General features: G+C 66.0%; 15 protein-coding genes and 1 tRNA gene. 11 read left to right on the top strand and 5 right to left on the bottom strand.

The features are described 5' to 3' along the window. Nucleotides 1-102: 102 nt before the first annotated feature. The 3 genes from V9K84_RS18040 to V9K84_RS18050 all read left to right on the top strand — a co-directional run bounded on the left by V9K84_RS18040 (nucleotide 103) and on the right by V9K84_RS18050 (nucleotide 4,074). Nucleotides 103-633, top strand: coding sequence for a sigma-70 family RNA polymerase sigma factor (locus V9K84_RS18040; RefSeq protein WP_043864320.1), 531 nt, complete (start codon nucleotides 103-105; stop codon nucleotides 631-633). Further along, nucleotides 630-1,598: a FecR domain-containing protein gene (locus tag V9K84_RS18045; RefSeq protein ID WP_238596461.1), complete on the top strand. Its 969-nt coding sequence runs from the start codon at nucleotides 630-632 to the stop codon at nucleotides 1,596-1,598. The genes V9K84_RS18040 and V9K84_RS18045 overlap by 4 nt, the downstream gene beginning before the upstream one ends. A gap of 85 nt (nucleotides 1,599-1,683) precedes the next feature. Continuing rightward, nucleotides 1,684-4,074, top strand: coding sequence for a TonB-dependent receptor (locus V9K84_RS18050; protein ID WP_043864319.1), 2,391 nt, complete (start codon nucleotides 1,684-1,686; stop codon nucleotides 4,072-4,074). Nucleotides 4,075-4,081: 7 nt separating this feature from the next. On the opposite strand, the gene V9K84_RS18055 is transcribed toward V9K84_RS18050, so the two are convergent. Then, a complete protein-coding gene (locus V9K84_RS18055; RefSeq protein ID WP_058540628.1) occupies nucleotides 4,082-5,437 on the bottom strand; it encodes an amidase in 1,356 nt (451 codons plus the stop codon). 13 nt (nucleotides 5,438-5,450) lie between these two features. Then, entirely contained in the window at nucleotides 5,451-6,782 is a 1,332-nt protein-coding gene (locus V9K84_RS18060; protein ID WP_043864317.1) for an MFS transporter, read from the bottom strand. A 247-nt stretch (nucleotides 6,783-7,029) separates the two neighbouring features. Between V9K84_RS18060 and V9K84_RS18065 the strand changes: the two genes are divergently transcribed. From V9K84_RS18065 to V9K84_RS18080, 4 genes are all read left to right on the top strand, one after another. Beyond that, nucleotides 7,030-8,028, top strand: coding sequence for a LacI family DNA-binding transcriptional regulator (locus V9K84_RS18065; RefSeq protein ID WP_229589130.1), 999 nt, complete (start codon nucleotides 7,030-7,032; stop codon nucleotides 8,026-8,028). 110 nt (nucleotides 8,029-8,138) lie between these two features. Further along, the gene (locus V9K84_RS18070) at nucleotides 8,139-8,654 is read left to right on the top strand and encodes a sigma-70 family RNA polymerase sigma factor (protein WP_043864315.1); all 516 of its coding nucleotides are present in this window, start codon (nucleotides 8,139-8,141) and stop codon (nucleotides 8,652-8,654) included. Continuing rightward, nucleotides 8,641-9,597, top strand: a complete 957-nt coding sequence (locus V9K84_RS18075; RefSeq protein WP_043864314.1) for a FecR domain-containing protein — start codon at nucleotides 8,641-8,643, stop codon at nucleotides 9,595-9,597. Before V9K84_RS18070 ends, V9K84_RS18075 begins: the two co-directional genes overlap by 14 nt. Nucleotides 9,598-9,688: 91 nt before the next feature. After that, nucleotides 9,689-12,145 (top strand): TonB-dependent receptor, encoded by a 2,457-nt coding sequence (locus V9K84_RS18080; protein WP_088515262.1) that lies wholly within the window; start codon nucleotides 9,689-9,691, stop codon nucleotides 12,143-12,145. A 9-nt stretch (nucleotides 12,146-12,154) separates the two neighbouring features. Here V9K84_RS18080 and V9K84_RS18085 read toward each other — a convergent pair whose 3' ends face one another. The 3 genes from V9K84_RS18085 to V9K84_RS18095 all read right to left on the bottom strand — a co-directional run bounded on the left by V9K84_RS18085 (nucleotide 12,155) and on the right by V9K84_RS18095 (nucleotide 14,833). Further along, nucleotides 12,155-13,312: an MFS transporter gene (locus V9K84_RS18085; RefSeq protein WP_043864312.1), complete on the bottom strand. Its 1,158-nt coding sequence runs from the start codon at nucleotides 13,310-13,312 to the stop codon at nucleotides 12,155-12,157. Between the two features lie 76 nt (nucleotides 13,313-13,388). Beyond that, nucleotides 13,389-13,526 (bottom strand): hypothetical protein, encoded by a 138-nt coding sequence (locus V9K84_RS18090; RefSeq protein WP_168186857.1) that lies wholly within the window; start codon nucleotides 13,524-13,526, stop codon nucleotides 13,389-13,391. A gap of 86 nt (nucleotides 13,527-13,612) precedes the next feature. After that, nucleotides 13,613-14,833 carry an MFS transporter gene (locus V9K84_RS18095; protein ID WP_088515261.1) on the bottom strand — a complete coding sequence of 407 codons (1,221 nt, stop codon included), beginning with the start codon at nucleotides 14,831-14,833 and terminating at the stop codon, nucleotides 13,613-13,615. A 226-nt stretch (nucleotides 14,834-15,059) separates the two neighbouring features. Here V9K84_RS18095 and V9K84_RS18100 point away from each other — a divergent pair, with 226 nt between their 5' ends. From V9K84_RS18100 to V9K84_RS18115, 4 genes are all read left to right on the top strand, one after another. After that, the gene (locus tag V9K84_RS18100; protein ID WP_088515260.1) at nucleotides 15,060-15,581 is read left to right on the top strand and encodes a sigma-70 family RNA polymerase sigma factor; all 522 of its coding nucleotides are present in this window, start codon (nucleotides 15,060-15,062) and stop codon (nucleotides 15,579-15,581) included. After that, a complete protein-coding gene (locus V9K84_RS18105; RefSeq protein ID WP_058540624.1) occupies nucleotides 15,578-16,504 on the top strand; it encodes a FecR domain-containing protein in 927 nt (308 codons plus the stop codon). Before V9K84_RS18100 ends, V9K84_RS18105 begins: the two co-directional genes overlap by 4 nt. 96 nt (nucleotides 16,505-16,600) lie before the next feature. Beyond that, nucleotides 16,601-19,012: a TonB-dependent receptor gene (locus V9K84_RS18110; protein WP_058540623.1), complete on the top strand. Its 2,412-nt coding sequence runs from the start codon at nucleotides 16,601-16,603 to the stop codon at nucleotides 19,010-19,012. A gap of 92 nt (nucleotides 19,013-19,104) precedes the next feature. Further along, nucleotides 19,105-19,181, top strand: a tRNA-Met gene (locus V9K84_RS18115). The last annotated feature ends 36 nt before the right edge of the window (nucleotides 19,182-19,217 follow it).

Below are 19,217 nucleotides of genomic sequence, written 5' to 3' on the forward strand. Positions count from 1 at the left end.
CCCCCCATCAGCGCAAGCCAGCCCCTTGCTTGCGCTGATTGCCCAATGCCCGCCGGCTGAATATACTTGATAACTATTCTCATTCGGTACGGGCGCCACACGATGACCTCCCCTCCTTGCGGCTACCGTACCAACGTGGCCAGCCTCTACAGCGACAATCACGGCTGGATCCAGCAGTGGCTGGCGCGGCGTCTGGGCAACGTGCACGATGCCGCAGAGCTGGCCCACGACGTATTCCTGCGCCTGCTCGCGCAACCGCGCGAGTTCAGTAGCGACGGGCATGCGCGGGCCTACCTGAGTACGGTGTCCAAACACCTGTATGTGGATTTCCAGCGCCGCAAGCAGGTCGAGCGTGCATGGCAGCAGACGCTGGCCAACCAGCCGCAACGCATCGCCCCCTCCGAAGAGCACCAGGCGTTGATCCTGGAGACCCTGGGCCAATTGCAGGCCATGCTCGAACGCTTGCCGGCACCTGTGGCCGAAGCCTTTTGCCTGGCGCAACTGCAGGGCCTGAACTATCGCCAGATCGCCACGCAGCTGGGTGTAAGCGAACGCACGGTCACCAAGTACATGGCCCAGGCCATGCTCCAGTGCCTGCTGCTGGAAGTGGAGCTGGACGGGGCCTTGCTGTGAGCGCGGCCCTGGACTCTGCCACCCTGGAGCAGGCCGCCGACTGGTTCGCACGCCTGCGCGCCGCGCCAGCCGATGCGGCCTTGCGGGGCCAGTGGCAACAGTGGCTGGAACAACAGGAACAGCATCGTATCGCCTGGACCTACGTGGAGCGCATCAGCCAGCGCTTCGACAGCCTGCAACCGCAAGCCGGGGCGGCGCATCAGACGCTCGCCAGCCTGCGGCGTACGCAACGCTCCCGCCGCCAGGTGCTAAGCAGCCTGTGCGTGCTCAGCGGTGGGGCAACGCTGGGCTGGCTGGGCTGGCAACGCCACTGGGTGGACGACCTGCAAGCGCTCACTGCCGGCACCACCACCGCAGTGGGCGAGGTACGTCGCCAGGTGCTGGCCGACGGCACCCTCCTGTGGCTCAACAGCGCCACCGCCCTGGATGTACAACTGGACGGGCAGCGCCGGCTGCTGACCCTGTACAGCGGTGAAGTGCTGATCGAGACCGCCGCTGAGGCGCGGCCCTTCCAGGTGCAGACCCGGGCCGGCAGCCTGGTGCCCCTGGGTACGCGCTTCAGTGTGCGCCAGCAGGGCGCCCGCACCCTGCTCAACGTGTACGACGGCGCGGTACGCGCCACCTGTGCCGCCAGCGCAATACAGCGGGTGGCCAATGCGGGGCAGGGCCTGGGCTTCGATGCCAGCACCATGGCCGCCACCACGCCGGCCTGCGCCCAACGCCAGGCCTGGAGCCAAGGCCTGCTGGTGGCGCAGGACATGCCACTGGGGGATTTCATTGCAGAGCTGGCCGACCATCGACGCGGGCACCTGGCGGTGAACCCGCTGATCGCATCGTTAAGGGTCATGGGCACCTACCCGCTCAACGATACCGACCAGGTGCTTGCCATGCTCGAAAGCGCCTTGCCGGTGCGAGTGTCGCGACGCTTCGACTGGTGGGTGACCCTGGAGCCTGCCGAAAAATAAAAAGCGTCAGGTGCTTCCGGTTTTTGCGGCTCATTCGAATTAGAGGAGAACACCCTTTCACCCCTGCGCGCCCGAAGGATTCTGCATGCCACTCGCCTCTGCCCCTGCCCTGTTGAAACGCCCCCTGGCCCTGCTCATTGCACTCGCCAGCGGCGCCGCCACCGCCGCGCCACTGGACATCCCTGCCGGCCCCCTGGCCAGCCAGTTGAACCAGCTGGCAAGCCAGGCCGGTATCTACCTGGCCAGCGACGCCGCCCTGACCGCCGGCAAACAGAGCCGGCCCGTGACCGGTGCAAGTACCCCTGAGCAGGCCCTGCACGGCATGCTTGCCGGCACGGGCCTGAGCGTGGTGCGCACTGGCGAAAACCGCTACCAGCTGATCACCGCCCCCACCGGCAACGCCGTGGAACTGGGCGCCACCAGCATCAACGGCGCAGGCCTGGGCGAGACCACCGAGAACACCGGCGCCTACACCACCGGCCAGACCCGCACCGCAACCAAGCTCGGCCTGTCATTGCGCCAAACCCCGCAGTCGGTCACCGTGATCCCGCGCCAGGTACTGGACGACCACAAGCTTGCCTCGCTCGACGATGTGGTCAAGTTCACCCCCGGCCTGTCGAGCAACCACCGCGACAGCGACCGCTATACCTTCTACTCGCGCGGTTTCCAGATCCAGAACATACAGTACGACGGCATCCCGACCCAGGTGGCCAACGAGTCGCAGCAATTCACCAGCACCCTGTCGGACATGGCGATCTACGACCGTGTCGAAGTGGTGCGCGGTGCCACCGGCCTGCTCAGCGGTGCGGGCTCGCCCTCGGCCACCCTGAACCTGGTGCGCAAGCGGCCCACGGCCGACTTCCAGGGCTACGTCTCGGGAGAAGCCGGGGCCTGGGACCGCTACCGGGGCGAATTCGACGTCGCCGGCCCGCTGACCGACTCGGGTGCGGTGCGCGGCCGCCTGGTCAGCGCCTATGAAACCGCCAACTCGTTCGTCGACTGGTACAAGACCGACAAGCGCGTGATCTACGGCGCACTGGATTTCGACCTGAGCGAAAGCACCCTGCTGCGCGTGAGCCTGGACTACCAGAACAACAACTCCGACGGGGTCAGCTTCGGGCACATTCCGCTGTTCAACAACAATGGCAGCGCGACGAACTTTTCCCGCTCGTTCAACCCCGGAGCCCGCTGGAGCTACCTGGACAACACCCAGTACAACTTCACCAGCGTGCTGGAGCAGAAACTCGCCAACGACTGGAGCCTCAAGGCGTCCTACAGCCACCAGTACGCCTACCGCCGCGGCGTGACCGGTTCGGCCAGTGCCGGGGCGCCCGACCCGCAGACCGGCGCCGGCGTGTCGATGTACATCAACCGCCTGGACAGCTACCAGACCCAGGACAACGCCGACCTGTACGCCAGCGGCCCGTTCGAGCTGGGTGGGCGCGAGCATGAACTGGTGGTGGGTGCCAACATCGCCTACACCCACCTCAACTACCCGACCTATCAACGTGCCAACCCGGCGGTCGACGATATCAACCAGTGGGATGGCAACCCGGGCGGCAAGCCGCACCTGTCCAAGACCGAAGAAAGCCTGACCCGCCTGAGCCAGTCGGGCACCTACACGGCCCTGCGCCTCAAACCCTATGACCCGCTGTCGATCATCCTCGGCACCCGGGTCAGTTGGTGGGATCAGAAAGACGACAGCAGCGACGAACTGACCGGCGCCAGCACCAGCCGCGACCGTACCAGAAAATCCGGCGTGGTCACCCCGTATGCCGGTGTGGTGCTGGACCTGAACGACACCTTCTCGGTGTACGCCAGCTACACCAACATCTTCCAGCCGCAGACCTACTACAAGACTGCCAGCAACACCTCGCTGGAGCCGCTGCAAGGCGACAACTACGAACTGGGCATCAAGGGCGAGTTCTACGACGGTGCGCTGAATGCGAGCCTGGCACTGTTCGAAGTGCAGCAGAAGAACACCCCGCAGTACGTTGGCGAGTCGCCCCAAGGGCGCGAAATCTACCGGGCCATTGCCGGTACCACCACGCGCGGCATCGAAACCGAAGTGTCCGGCGAAGTGCTGCCGGGCTGGAACATCATCGGCGGCTATACCTACCGTGAATCCCACGACAAGGACGGCAATCGGGTCGAAACCAACCAGCCGATGAACCTGTTCAAGCTCGGCACCACCTACCGCCTGCCGGGGCAGTTGAACCGCCTGACCGTGGGCGGCAACCTGGTCTGGCAGAGCGACATCTACGCGGTCAACGGCACCTACGGCACCAAGGCACACCAGGGTGACTACGGGGTGGTCGGGTTGCTGGCCAACTATGCGGTGGATGAACACCTCACGGTCGGCCTGAACCTCAACAACCTGTTCGACACCCATTACTACGACGGCCTGGGCACCTTCAACTCAGGCTCCTACGGCGAACCGCGCAATGCCATGGTGAATGCCAAGTGGACGTTCTGAGGCTGCATCAAGTGCGAACGTAGCGCTGCGCCAGCAACTGCAGCAGCTGATCGTCGGCACCCGCCGCACCGATCACCTGCAGCCCCACCGGCATGCCCCGCACCTGCCCTGCCGGCAGGCTGATGGCCGGCAGGCCGGTGAGGTTCCAGGCACTGGTGTAACTGAGCACTGCAGCACGCACGTCGATACATTGCTCACCCACCTGTACCTCGCGCGCATCCACCGGCGTCGCGGTGATCGGCACGCTGGCCGAGACCAGGAAGTCATAACGCTCGAACAGCCGCGCCATCGCCGCCTTGAGCCGAGCCTGGCCGGCCTGGGCGCGAATGTACTGCCAGCCCCTGACCTCGCGTGACAGCTCAAGGCGTTCGCGCACCTCCTGCTCGAACAGCTGCGGCGCCGTCTGCATGCGCTCGGCATGCACGTCGTAGGCCTCGGCGCGCTGCAGGGTGAGCAAGGTGTCCTTGAGCTGCGCCACCAACGGCTCCAGCTCGCCGGTCTGCTCCAGTGCATCGCCAAACAGCTGCTGCGCAGCCTGGTACACCTGCCCCTGAACGTCGGCGTCCAATGGCCCGAAAGTGCCCGGCTCGATCCAGCCTACACGCAGCGGGCGACGCAGCGTGGCCGGCGCGCAGGTACGCGCGGCGATCACTTCGAACACTACCCGGGCATCGTCCACATGGTTGGCAATCGGGCCCACGTGGTCGAGGCTCGACGACAGCGGGAACACCCCGTCCAGCGGCACGGCAGCGAACGACGGCTTGAAGCCGACCGCGCCGCACAACGCCGCCGGGATGCGGATCGAGCCGCCGGTGTCGGTACCCAGCGCCAGCGGCACCATGCCGCTGGCCACCGCCGCTGCACTGCCGGCGCTCGAACCGCCGGTGATGCAGCGCGCATCCCACGGGTTGCGCGCCGCGCCCTGCAGCGAGCGGTCGCCGGTGGGGCCATAGGCAAACTCGTGGGTCAGGGTCTTGCCCACGATTACCGCGCCGCCCTCGCGCAGGCGCTGCACGCACAGGGCGTCCTGCGTGGGGCGAAAGCCTTCGAAGTGCGCCGAACCATAGGTGGTCACGTGGTCGAAGGTGTCGATGTTGTCCTTGATCGCTACCGGTATGCCGTGCAGCGGGCCCAGGTCCAGGCCCTGGGCAAACAGTTCGTCGGCCTTGCGCGCCTGCGCCAGCGACACTTCGGCATCCACGGCGACAAAGGCATTCAGTGCCGGGTTCAGGCGCTCGATGCTGTCGAGCGCGGCCTGGGTCAGCTCGACACTCGTCAGGCTGCCGGCGCGCAGGCGCCGCGCCAGGTCGCCGACCGACAGGCCAAAAAAGTATCCAGTGTGGGTTGGCTTGGCCAGGTTCATACAGGCAACTCCATCAAACCGTTGCAGGTGTAGGGGAAGGGACAACCTGCCGGCTGCCGGGGCGCACCATCAGCATCGCGCTCATGCCCAGGGCCGTGGCCACGGCGGCGGCCACGAACATCGACGAGTAGCCATAGCGCACGGTCAGGTAGCCGGTGAGCATCGGCGCGATGAACGAGGCGGTGTTGGCGATGAAGTGGGTCATGCCGCTGTAGGCACCGACGCGGTTGGATGGCGCGGTGTCGATCACCACGGCCCAGTAGACCGAGTTGGGCAGCGCGTTGAGGGCGTTGGCCAGGGTCATCAGGGCGATCACGCCCCATACGGTCTGGGCCTGCGACACCAGCATGAAGCACAGCGTGGTCAGCAGCAGGCAGGTTGCGGCCAGCCAGCTGCGCGCCACCTTCAGGTTGCCGGTGCGACGCAGCAGCAGGTCGGAGATCTTGCCGCCCAGCAGCACGGTGAAGCAGGCGCCGGTCCACGGGATCATGCCCATGTACCACAGCGACGACAGGTTGTAGTGGAACTCGTCCTGCAGGTACTTGGGGGTCCAGGTCAGCAGCAGGAAGGTGACGTACACGAACGAGAAGTAGCCCACCGCATTGAGCAGCAGGTCCTTGTTCTTGAAGAAGTGCCAGATCGGCGCAACGCTGGTGGTCGGGGTGCTGGCGTTGGCGGCAGCGGCGCGCTCCTGGCGCAGGAACTCGCGCTCGGCCTCGGACACCCGCGGGTTTTCATCCGGGGTGTTGGTGAAGCGGGTCATGAAGAAGATCAGCAGCGCCAGGCTGACCACGCCCAGTACCACGAACATGCTGCGCCAGTCGCCGGTCAGGGTCTGCAGGCCGACCGCCACCGGGGCGGTGAGCAAGGCGCCCAGCGGTGTACTGAGCAGGCCCACCGAGACCACGAAGCCGCGCTCCTTGGGCGTGGCCCAGTTGGCCACGCTCTTGTTGATCACCGAGTACGCCGGGCCTTCGGCAAAGCCGAACAGCACGCGGATGGTGGCAAAGCCGGCCATGGCCGAACCGCCCATGAAGGCCAGGCCCATGTCGCCAGCAAAGGCGGTGGCGATCTCGAAGATCGACCAGGTGCCGCCGGCGATCAGCCATACGCGCTTGGCGCCGAAACGGTCGGCCAGGATGCCGCCGATCAACGCACCGACGATGTAGCCGTAGCCGAAATAGCCCAGCACGTTGCCCCAGTCGGCCTTGTCGAAACCGTACTCGGGGAGAATGCTGGCCGAGGCATACGAAATGGCACCACGATCGATGTAGTTGAGCAGCGCCATCAGCATGATCAGGAAGAAAATCTGGTAGCGAAAGCGCGGAACGGGTGGGTTGTTCATAGGGATCTGACTCTTCAAGTGATGGCAGAAGTCAAAAATGCGGCCGCGTCCGGCGTATTTTTATTGTGTTGCCCAAACGTTTGGGTTGAGCGAATGTATTCACACAAAAACATTTAGTCAATCGTTTGGGTAAAGGTTGTTTGCCGAGACAAGCCGTCGATTGGGTTAGAATCGCGCCCCGAAATCAGCCACGGTTGGAAGCCCCTCGAACATGCCCACTCCATCACGCCCTGCCACCTTGAAGTCCATGGCAACCGCCCTCGGGGTGCACGTTTCCACCGTGTCGCGGGTGCTCAATGGCGACCCTGCCGGGGTCGAGCGCGCGGCATCGGCCGAGGTGGTGGCGCGTATTCGCGCGTTGGCAAAAGAGCTGGATTATCGGCCGAACACGCAGGCATCCAACCTGAAGTTGCGCAAAAGCCAGGAGATCTGCGTGCTCATGCCGCGCCTTACCGACCTGGTGATGGCGACCATCTACGACAGCATCGACGCCGCCGCCGAACAGGCTGGCTACCTGACCTTCGTGTCCAATACCGACGATCAGCAACCCCGCCAGCTGGCGCGGGCCGAGCATGCCCTGCGCCGCTCGGTGGCGGGGTTGATCGTGGGCGACTCGCACGTGGGCGAGCAGCAGCCATTGCTGGAGCTGCTGGGGCGCAAGCACATCCCCTACGTGCTGGTCAGCCGGCAGATTGCCGGGCACCTCACGGCGGGCAGCGACGACGAGTTGGGCGGCTGGCTGGCGGCCGAGCACCTGTACCGCCTGGGCTGTCGCGACGTGGCGATCCTGGCGGGCGAGCGGCACGCCTCCACCGGTGCCGACCGCACCCGCGGCTTTACCCGGTACTACCGCGAACAGGGCATTACCCTGCGCCCGGAATGGACGCTCAATGGCCCGTTCGACAGCCTCACCGGGCACAAGCAGGGCGAGTACCTGCTGGGGTTGAACCCGCGCCCCCAGGCGTTTTTCGCGGTGAACGACTTTCTGGCCATCGGCCTGATGGGCGCCGCGCGGGACAAGGGCCTGGAGCCGGGCAAGGACATCGCCGTGGTGGGTTTCAACGACACACCATTGGCCAACGAACTGATCGTGCCGCTGACCAGCGTGCGCCTGCCACTGGCCGAGATGGGTCGGCATGCGGTGGAGTTGCTGCTCAAGCGCATCAAGGGTGAAGCGGTGGAGTCGATCATTCTGGCGCCGCAGTTGCAGGTGCGGGCGAGCTCGGGATTGCGGGTGGCTGGCTGAAGAACGGCTGGCGAAGAGGCCCGCACGCCCACCAATTGCATCGCGCCCTGCTCCCCGCATAGAATGCGAACGATTCACAATCACTTCTTGCGCGCAGGCCCCGACCGACGATGCCCACCAGCGACACGCTCCCTCCGTCCGAGGTCGACCTGCTCTACCGTACCCACCACTCCTGGCTCAACACCTGGCTGCAGCGCCGCGTTGGCTGTCACGCCCACGCCGCCGACCTGGCCCAGGACACCTTCGTGCGCCTGCTCAAGGCTCGCCACGCGCACCCGCTCAAGCAGCCGCGTGCCTACCTGAGCAGCATCGCCCGCGGCCTGATGATCGACCAGTTTCGTCGCCGCGCCCTGGAACAGGCCTACCTCGAAAGCCTGGCCCACCTGCCCGCCGCGCACGCGCCCAGCGAAGAACAGCGCTGGATGATCCTCGATACCCTGCAACGCCTCGACCGCCTGCTGATGCAGCTCAAGCCACGGGTGCGCCAGGTGTTTCTGCACGCGCAACTGGACGACATGAGCTGCCCGAAAATCGCCGAACAGCTGGGTGTGTCCCGCGCCACGGTGGAGCGCGACCTGGCCAAGGCCATGGGCGTCTGCTATCGGTTGCGCCATGCCCGGGGCTGAGCCAGCACCGGGCCAGGCCCACGTCGACCAGGCCATCGAATGGCTGGTGCAACTGCGCTACAACACGCCCACCGTACAGGCCGAACAGGCCTTTGGTCGCTGGCTCGACCAGCACCCGCACAACGCCCTGGCCTGGGCCCAGGTCCAGGCCATGAGCGAGGAGTTCAGCAGCCTGCCCCGCGAGCTCAGTCGGCGCACCCTGGAGGGCACGCAGCGACGCAGCATCAGCCGGCGCGACAGCCTCAAGCTGCTGGGCCTGCTCGGCGCCGCCGGCACCCTGGGCTGGGTCGGTCGCGAGCCGCTCGGGCTGCCCACCCTGCTGGCCGACAAGCACACCGCCACCGGTGAGCGGCGCACCTTCCACAACAACGACGGCAGCGTGATCCAGCTCAACACCGCCAGCGCCATCGACCTGCGCTTCGCGGCCGACCTGCGCGCGCTGAGCCTGATCCAGGGCGAGGTGTCCATCGATACCGGCAACGACCCACGCCCACTGCGCGTGACCACCCGTGACGGTGTACTGCAAACGCAAGGCTCGCAATTGCTGGTACGCGAACGTACCGACGGCACCCTGCTGGCGGTGCGCCAGGGCAGTGTGACGCTGTACCCCGGCAACGGCACCGCGCCGCGCATCGCCCGCCCCGGCGAGCAACTGCTGTTCAGCGCCAGCGGCCAGGTCGGCCCGGCCGTGACTCACGCCGACCCGTGGGGCTGGCGCGAAGGCGTGCTCAGCGTGCAGCGGATGCCCCTGGGCGAGTTCATCGCCGAGCTGTCGCGCTACCGCCCCGGCGTGCTGCGCTGCGCCGAGGCGGTGGCCGGGTTGAAGGTGTTCGGCACCTATCAGCTGGCCGACACCGACCAGATCCTGGCGCTGGTGGCCGAAGCACTGCCGATTCGCATCGACTACCGCACCCGCTACTGGGTCAGTGTCAGCCCGGCTTGAATCTGTTTGAAAAATAAATGAGGTGGTTTCTCATTCAGCTTCGGCCTGTAGGGATAAAGGCGAAACGTCTGTCTCTTCTCAGGAGCCCCGAATGATCCACCCAAGTGTTGCCCGCCCCGATCCCCTTCAGCGCGCCGTGCGTGGCGCCTTGCTCGGCCTGGCCCTGAGCGCCGCCGCTGCGCCGTTGCTGGGCGCTGCCGCACCTGCGGCCACCCAGCAGGTGCAACGCTGGAACATTCCCGCAGGGCCCCTGGACGCAGCACTTGAGCAGATGGCCCGCCAGGGTGGGCTGAACCTGTCGTATGACGCCGCCAGCCTGCAGGGCAAGACCACCGCCGGCGTGTCCGGCAGCCACGACAACGCCCAGGCCCTGGCGCTGCTGTTGCAGGGCAGCGGCGTGCAGGTGCAGCAGAAGTCGGCCAACAGCTTCCTGCTGCTGCCGGCGGTGGACATCGGCGACGCCCTGGAGCTGGGCGCCACCAGCATCTCCAGCGACCGCCTGGGCGAAACCACCGAGCACAGCGGCTCGTACACCACCGGTGCGGTGACCATCGGCAAGATGCCCCAGACCCTGCGCCACACGCCGCAATCGGTGTCGGTGCTGACCCGCCAGCGCCTGGACGACCAGAACATCACCAACCTCACCACCCTGATGGAGCAGACCCCGGGTGTGGTGGTCGACTACGTCGACAGCGAGCGCGTCACCTACTACTCGCGCGGCTACCAGATCGACGCCATCCAGTATGACGGCGCCACCGTGGTGCAAGGCAGTGGCGGCGGCTCGTTCATCCAGAGTGACTCGGCGATCATCGACCGCGCCGAGATCCTGCGCGGCGCCACCGGCATGCTGCGCGGCGCGGGCAACCCCTCGGGCACCGTCAACCTGGTGCGCAAGCGCCCTACCCGGGACTTCCAGGCCTCGGCCAGCGTCACCGCCGGCTCCTGGGATGCTCAGCGCTACGTGGCCGACCTGTCAGGCGCGCTGACCGACAACGGCGCGATCCGCGGCCGCATGATCGCCGTGCACGATGACAAGGACTCGTTCCAGGACAGCCGCATGGAGCGCAAGAACGTGTTCTACGGCGTGCTGGCCGCCGACCTGGGCGAACGCACCACACTCACCGGTGGCATCGAATACACCGAGCTGGAGGCCACCGGCTCGTGGGGCGGCCTGCCAGCCAACTTCGATGGCTCGCCGCTGAAGCTCTCGCGCAGCACCTACCTGGGCGCCGACTGGAACCGATGGAACCGCAGCAACCTGCAGACCTTCGCCGAACTCGAGCATGTGTTCGACAACGACTGGACGCTCAAGGTATCGGGCACCCGCACGCAGTTTCGCCTCGACGACCACGGCTTCAAGCAGACCTACTTCACCCGCGCCAGCACCACCAACCCCTACCTGATGAACTACCAGGTGACCGAGGGCGACGGCGGCGAAAGCGAGCAGACCAACCTCAGCGCCACCCTCAACGGCCCCTTCCAGCTGCTGGGCCGCGAGCACGAACTGATGGTGGGCGTGGAGCGCATCCGCAACGACTCCACTGCCTCGGCCACCAACTTCACGGCCTCCGGGGTGTTCGACATTCGCGAATGGGACCCCAAGACCAGCCTGCCCGAGCCGTCGATCAACATCAGCGCAAAGCCGGTGATGACCCGCACCACCCAGCAGGCGGCGCACGCCACCTGGCGCATCTCGCTGGCCGACCCGTTGACCGCGGTGATCGGCGCGCGCATCAACTGGTACGACTACGAGCAGGAAAACAACCTCAAGACCTCAGGCAAGTACAGCGTCGACCGCGAGATCGTGCCGTATGCGGCGCTGATCTACGACCTGAACAACAACCTGAGCCTGTACGGCAGCTACACCGAGATCTTCAACCCGCAAAGCGCCACCGATGCGTCCAACGCGGTGCTCGACCCGGTCACTGGCGAAGCCTACGAGCTGGGCATAAAGGGCGAGTTCTACGATGGCAGGCTCAACACCTCGCTGGCGGTGTTCCGCATCTACCAGGTGGGCAACGCCCTGGATGACCTGGGCAGCCCCGACCCGTGCCTGCCCAACTACACCAGCGGCCACTGCAAGGTGGCCGCCGGCAAGAACCGCAGCGAAGGGTTCGAACTGGAAGTGACCGGCGAAGTGCTGCCCGGCTGGCAGGTCTCGGGCGGCTACACCTACACCACCACCGAGTACCTCAAGGACACCCTCAGCAACACCGGCAACGTGCTGCGCCCCACCGACCCCAAGCGCCAGTTGAAGCTGTTCACCAGCTACCGCCTGCCGGGGGCATACGACGCCTGGACCGTGGGTGGCGGGGTCAGTGCGCAAAGCGACATCTACTCGCGCAACGGCAGTGCCGTGGCCTCGCAAAGCGGCTATGCGGTGTACAGCGCGCTGCTGGGCTACCGCTTCAACCAGCACTATTCGCTGCAGCTCAACGCCAACAACCTGTTCGACAAGCACTACTACAAGAAGGTGGGCGCCACGGCCACGGGGTACTACTACGGCGACCCGCGCAACGTCTCGCTGACCCTGCGCGCAAGCTTCTGAGGCCGGCCGCTACTGCGCGGTGCGGGCCGCATAGGCCTTGCGCCGCGAGCTGCGGGCAAAGCACACGAACAGCGCGGCCATCGCCGCCAGTGCCATCGGCAGGCCATGGGGGGCGACGTCCATGGCCGCGCCACTGACCAGCGGCCCCACCAGGCTGCCCACACCCCACAACAGGCCGACGCTGGCATTGGCCGTGACCAGGTCCTGGCCCTTGAACTGCTGGCCGATCAGCACTAGCGCCAGGGTATACACCCCGCCCGCCACCGCCCCCAGCAGCACCAGCGCCGGCCACAGCAGCCACTGCACCTGGATAAGCCACGGCAGCGCCAGGCCGATCAGCATCGCCACCACGCCGCACACCAGGTGTACCGTGGTGCGCTCGCAGCGGTCGGCCAGCCAGCCCAGCGGCAACTGGAACAGCATGTCGCCGGTCAGGATCACCGTGACCATCAGCGCTGCCACGCCCACTGCATAGGCGTGGTTGGTGGCGTACACCGGCAGCAGCGAGAGAATCACCGCATCGAAGAACGAGAAGAACAGCACGCCCATGCACAGGGCCGGCGCCACACGAAAGAAGCCGCCCAGCGTAAAGCTCTTCTCGCCGTCGTCACCGTGCTCCACATAGTCGTTGGGCACTGTCCACACGATGCTCGCCAGGGCCAGGGCATAGCAGCCGCTGACCACGATGATCACCCAAGGGCTATGGGTGCCGAACAGCGCAAGCATGGTCGGGCCGAGCATCTGGCAACCGGTGAAGGCGGTGGCGTACAGCGCCATGACCTTGCCGCGGTTGTGCTCTTCGCTCAGTTCGTTGACCCAGGATTCGCCCAGGATGATCGCGATCCCCATGCCCACGCCCATGCCCAGGCGCAGCAGGCCGAGCAGCCAGGTGGAGTCGAACGCCCACTCGATCAGCCCCACGCTCAGGGCACACAGGCCGAAGCTGAGCAGGTAGATGGTGCGCCGGGTGAGGTGGCGGCAGCAGGCGTCCACCAGGAACGCCGAGAGCATCATGCCGGCAGCGGGCGCGGCCGACAGGATGCCGATGTGCAGGGTGCTGGCCCCGGCATCGAGCAGGCGCAGGGAAACCAGTGGCAGGGTGGCGCCCAGGCTCAACCCTACGATCGAAACGGCGAACAGAAGGCCCGCCAGCAAACGCGTGTTCATCTACAACTCCGAAACCCGCCGACGCGCACATGCGCGCAGGCATCAACATGACTGTGTTCTGAAAGCGACGGTCAGTTCAGGCGCGCGGAGGAGAAAAGGTGAAGGCGAACAGGACGCTGCGCCGACGCTTGAGCACCGTATCGCACGGCCAGTCGCACAGCAGGGCCTGGACTACCGGCGGCTTTGCTGCGCAAGGACGGGAGAAACGTTTCATGGGTCGACTACAGGAAAAGGAAGGCCGGCACTCTAGGTGAAACCCCGGCCAGGCGTCAATCGCATCGACGCCTGGCCGGCGCGCTGTCAGCGCTTGCGCGTGGACGGCAGCAGAATCGCCAGCAGCCCGAACAGCGGCAGGTACGAACACAACGTGTACACGTACTCGATGCCGTGAATGTCTGCCAGGTAGCCCAGCAGCGCCGCGCCGATACCGCCAAAGCCGAACATCAGGCCGAAGAAGATCCCCGCGATCATGCCCACGTTGCCCGGCACCAGCTCCTGCGCGTACACCACGATGGCCGAGAACGCCGAAGCCAGGATGAAGCCGATGATCACGCTGAGCACGCTGGTCCAGAACAGGTCGGCATACGGCAGCGCCAGGGTGAACGGCGCCACGCCCAGAATCGAGAACCAGATCACCGCCTTGCGCCCGATGCGATCGCCGATCGGCCCGCCGAAGAAGGTCCCGGCAGCCACCGCCCCCAGGAACAGGAACAGGTACAGCTGCGAACTGGCCACCGACAGGTCGAACTTCTCGATCAGGTAGAAGGTGAAGTAGCTGGTCAGGCTGGCCATGTAGAAGTACTTGGAGAACACCAGCAGGCCCAGCACCACCAGCGCGCCGATCACCCGGTTGCGGCTCAGGCCGTGGGTGGCGGCCTGGCCGGCCTTGGCCTTGAACAGCGCCAGGTGGCCGCGGTACCAGCGGCTCAGGCCGTAGGTAACGATCACTGCAAACAGCGCGAACAGGCCGAACCACACCACGTTGCCCTGGCCGAACGGGATGATGATGGCGGCGGCCAGCAGCGGCCCGAACGCCGAGCCGGCATTGCCGCCGACCTGGAAGGTCGACTGCGCCAGGCCGAAGCGCCCGCCCGAGGCCAGGCGCGCGATGCGCGAGGTTTCCGGGTGGAAGGTCGAGGAGCCGATGCCCACCAGTGCCGCAGCCAGCAGAATCATCGGGAAGCTGCCGACATACGCCAGCATCACGATGCCCACCAGGGTGCACAGGGTGCCCAGGGGCAGCAGGTTGGGCATCGGCTTGCGGTCGGTATAGAAACCGACGGCCGGTTGCAGCAGCGAGGCGGTGATCTGGAAGGTCAGGGTAATCAGCCCCACCTGGGTGAAGCTCAGCCCGTAGTTGGCCTTGAGCAGCGGGTAGATCGACGGCAGCACCGCCTGGATGAGGTCGTTGATCAGGTGCGCCAGCGCACAGGCAGCGATGATGCGCATCACCAGCGGGCTGCTCTGGCTGGGCGCGGCGGTGCTGGCGGGCGTACTTGACGGGGCAGTGCTCAAGGCCATGGGAAAACGTCCATCGGGTGATCGGGATCCAATTATCCAGAATTCGTTAGCAAGCGCACTATTCTTTTCAGTGAATGGGCTACTTGTTAATAATTCTCAGTAACGCTAGTCTGCGGCGCGACCTTTCGCCGGCAAGGCCGGCTCCTACGGGCACCACACCGCTCTGTAGGAGCCGGCCTTGCCGGCGAAGGCGCCCGCTCAGGCAACATCCACCCCCGGTAAGACCATGCCCGACAATCAGGAAGACCGAAGCCTGACGCTGCTCTACCAGCGCCACCGCAACGAGCTGCTGGCCTTTCTCACCCGTCGGGTGCGCTGCCGGGAGACCGCGCGCGACCTCTTGCAGGACGCCTTCGTGCGCCTGATGCACAGCGAGCGCAGCGAGGTCGGCAACCTGCGCGCCTTCCTCTACCGCATCGCCAGCAACCTGAGCATCGACCACGCGCGCCGCAACCAGGTGCGCGGGGTCAGCGACGAGCAGGCCCTCGACCAGTTGCTCACCGACACCAGCCCCGAGCGCAGCGCCGTGGCCGGCAATACCCTCGACCAGCTGGAGCGCCTGATCGACGGCCTGCCCTCGCCCACCCGCGAGGTGTTTCTGCTGGCCCGGGTCGAGCAAATGAGCTACAAGGACATCGCCGCACGCCTGGGCCTGGAGCCCCGCGCCGTGGAGCGCCACCTGAACAAAGCCCTGAGCCACTGCGCGGCCGCCGCCCTGCACGCGCGCCAGCCGAACGAAGCCGAATGACGCCCGATCACTCCCCCAGCGCTGAACGCGAACAGCAGGCCTTGCACTGGTTTACCCGGCGCCGTGCCGATGACCTCACGCCCACCGAACGCGACGCCTTCGACGCCTGGGTGCACGACGCACAGAACGCCGCCGCGCTGGCCGCCGTCGAACAGCTCTGGCAGACCCTGGAGCTGCCCGCCCACCGGGTGCGCAAGGCCGACCGGCACCGCGCCAAGAAAAGCCGTTGGCCGCTGTATGCGGCCGCCGCCAGCCTGCTGCTGGGCGCCGGCCTGAGCGGGTTGCTGGTGCCCTCGCTGCACACCCTGGGCAGCGACTACGCCACCGCCGCCGGCGAGCGCCGCGAGGTGCAACTGGCCGACGGTTCGCGCCTGCGCCTGGACAGCGCCAGCGCGGTGGACATCGACCTCGACGGCGACACCCGCACCGTGCGCCTGCGCCAGGGCCGGGTGTTCGCCGACGTGGTGCACGACGGCAGGCCCTTCGTGGTGGAGGTCGACCAGGCCCGGGTGCAGGTGCTGGGCACGCGCTTTTCGGTCAGCCGTGGCGAGCACGATGACGTGGTGCTGCTCAGCGGCAGCGTCGAGGTCAGCACCGCCAGCCAGCGCCAGCGCCTGAGCCCCGGCCAGCGCCTGACCCTGCACGGCGAACGGCTCGATGCGCCGCAGACGGTGGATGCCGAACGCCTGCTGGCCTGGCGCGACGGTCAGCTGCGGGTGCGCGATGTGCCGTTGCAGCAGGTGCTCGAACAGCTGGCCACCTACAAGGGCACCCGCCTGGTGCTGCTCAACGAGGCCGCCGGCCAGCGACGGGTCAGCGGCAGCTTCAACCTGGACCAGGCCGACAGCGCCCTCGATGCCCTGCTCAGCAGCCAGAAACTGCGTGCCGATGCCGTGTTGGGGCACTGGCTGATCGTGCGCTGAAAATATTTTGCCGGCGGCGCGGTAATTCCCGTTTCTGCTGCGTCACACCCCCAACATAAGAAGCATTACCATTTGCACCTTCTTGGGGGAGGAACCATGCAGTACCCACGTGACGTCGCATTCACCCGTCGACCCTTGGCCAGCGCGATCCTGGCCGCCAGCCTGCTGGCGCTGCTGCCAGGCGCCGCCGTGCAGGCCGCCGAGGCCACTCAGGCCCAGACGCAACGCATCGATTTCCATATCTCGACGCAGTCGCTGGTCGATGCCATCGAGCTGTTCAGCGCGCAAAGCGGCTACCAGGTGATCTATGACGCCAACCAGGTAGCGGGCATCGTGTCCCCCGAGGTGCAGGGCCAGTACACCGCCGAACAGGCGCTGCGCACCCTCACCGGCAGCAGCGCACGGCTGAGCCAGCCCAACCCCAACAGCTTCCTGATCGAGCTGCCGGTGGATCTGGGCAGCGGCCTGCAACTGGATGCCGTGAGCATTTCGGGCAAGGCGCCAGGCTCGACCACCGAAGGCACCGGGCTGTACACCACCTACTCCTCCAGCAGTTCGACGCGCCTGAACCTCACGCCCAGGGAAACCCCGCAGGCGCTGACCGTGATGACCCGCCAGCGCCTGGACGACCAGCGCCTGAGCACCCTGACCGATACCCTGGAAGCCACCCCGGGCATCATCGTCACCCGTGACGGCCTGGGCGCCGAGAGCGACAGCTACTATTCGCGCGGCTTCGTGATCCAGAACTACGAAGTGGACGGCGTGCCTACCACCACGCGCATGGACAACTACACCCAGAGCATGGCGATGTACGACCGGGTGGAGATCGTGCGCGGCGCCAGCGGCCTGATCAGCGGCATGGGCAGCCCGTCGGCGACCATCAACCTGATCCGCAAGCGCCCCACCTACGAGGGCCAGGCCAGCATCACCGGCTCGGCCGGCACCTGGGACCGCTACGGCAGCGGCTTCGACGTGTCCGGCCCGCTGACCGAAAGCGGCAACGTGCGCGGCCGCCTGGTGGCCGACTACAAGACCGAAAAGGCCTGGGTCGACCGCTACAAGCAGGACACCCAGCTGCTGTACGGCATCACCGAATTCGACCTGAGCGAAGACACCCTGCTGACCCTGGGCTTGAGCTACCTGCGCACCGACGTCGACTCGCCGCTGCGCAGCGGCCTGCCCACCCGGTTCAGCAACGGTGAGCGCAGCAACCTCAGCCGCTCGATCAACAGCGCACCCACCTGGTCGTACAACGACCACGAACAGACCAGCTACTTCGCCTCGGTGGAGCAGCAACTGGGCAACGGCTGGAGCGGCAAGCTCGAGTACAGCCACTCGGAAAACAAGTTCGATGAGCTGTTCGGCTTCGTCATGGGCGATCTGAACCCGGATGGCAGCGGCATGAGCCAGCTGCCGGTGCGCTTCTCGGGCACCCCGCGCCAGGACAACCTGGACCTGTACGTGACCGGCCCGTTCAGCCTGTTCGAGCGCGAGCACGAACTGATTGGCGGCGTGACCCTGTCGCAGTTCAGCCAGAGCGTGCCCGAGTGGGGCGGCTGGCGCTACGACTACAACGCCACCCCGGGTGCGTCGATCGACAACATCTTCGACTGGGACGGCAAGCAGCCCAAGCCGCCGTTTACCGAAAGCGGCAAGTCGTCACAGGAAGAAAACCAGTACGCCGCCTACCTCACCACCCGCCTGCACCTGAGCGACGACCTGAACCTGATCCTGGGCAGCCGCCTGATCGACTGGGAGCGCAAGACCGAGGACCGCCCCTATGGCGCGGCCAGCAGCAACACCGACCGCAAGGAAACCGGCGTGTTCATCCCCTATGCCGGGGTGGTGTACGACCTGAACGACACCTGGTCGCTGTATGCCAGCTACACCAAGATCTTCAACCCGCAGGGGTCGTGGGTGCAGGACGCGCAATTCAAGCCCATCGACCCGATGCAGGGCATCGGCTACGAGATGGGCATCAAGGGCAGCCACTTCGACGGCAAGCTGAACTCCAGCGTGGCGGTGTTCAAGCTCGAACAGGACAACCTGGCGATCTGGCAGCACGACAACGTGTACGAGGCCAAGCAGGACACCACCTCCAAAGGCATCGAGATGGAGATCAACGGCGAACTGGCCGAGGGTTGGCAGGCGTCGGCGGGGTATGCCTATACCCTGACCACCGACAACCAGGACGAGCGCATCAACACCGTGCTGCCGCGTCACAGCCTCAAGACCTTCACCAGCTATCGCCTGCCGGGGGTGCTGGACAAGGTGACCGTGGGCGGTGGCGTGAACTGGCAGAGCAAGGTGGGCAACGACCTGCACACCTTCACCCAGGGCAGCTATGCCATCGCCAACCTGATGGCGCGCTACGACATCAACGAGCACCTGGAAGCCTCGGTGAACCTGAACAACCTGTTCGACCGCGAGTACTACAGCATGGCCGGCCTGTACGGCACCTACGGCGCACCACGCAACGTGATGACCAACTTCACCTACAGGTTCTGAGGGGTTTTTGGCTAAGCGGTTGATCGGGCGTTAAATTTTTTGAAATTGGGTGTTGACACAACATCGTTTCGAGCGAATAATGCGCGCCACTTGGCTACATAGCTCAGTTGGTTAGAGCATAGCATTCATAATGCTGGGGTCCGGGGTTCAAGTCCCTGTGTAGCCACCAAGTACTAAAAAGGGCTTACCGAAAGGTAGGCCCTTT

Source organism: Pseudomonas sp. AE27 (assembly GCF_037113495.1).
GTDB lineage: Bacteria > Pseudomonadota > Gammaproteobacteria > Pseudomonadales > Pseudomonadaceae > Aquipseudomonas > Aquipseudomonas palmensis.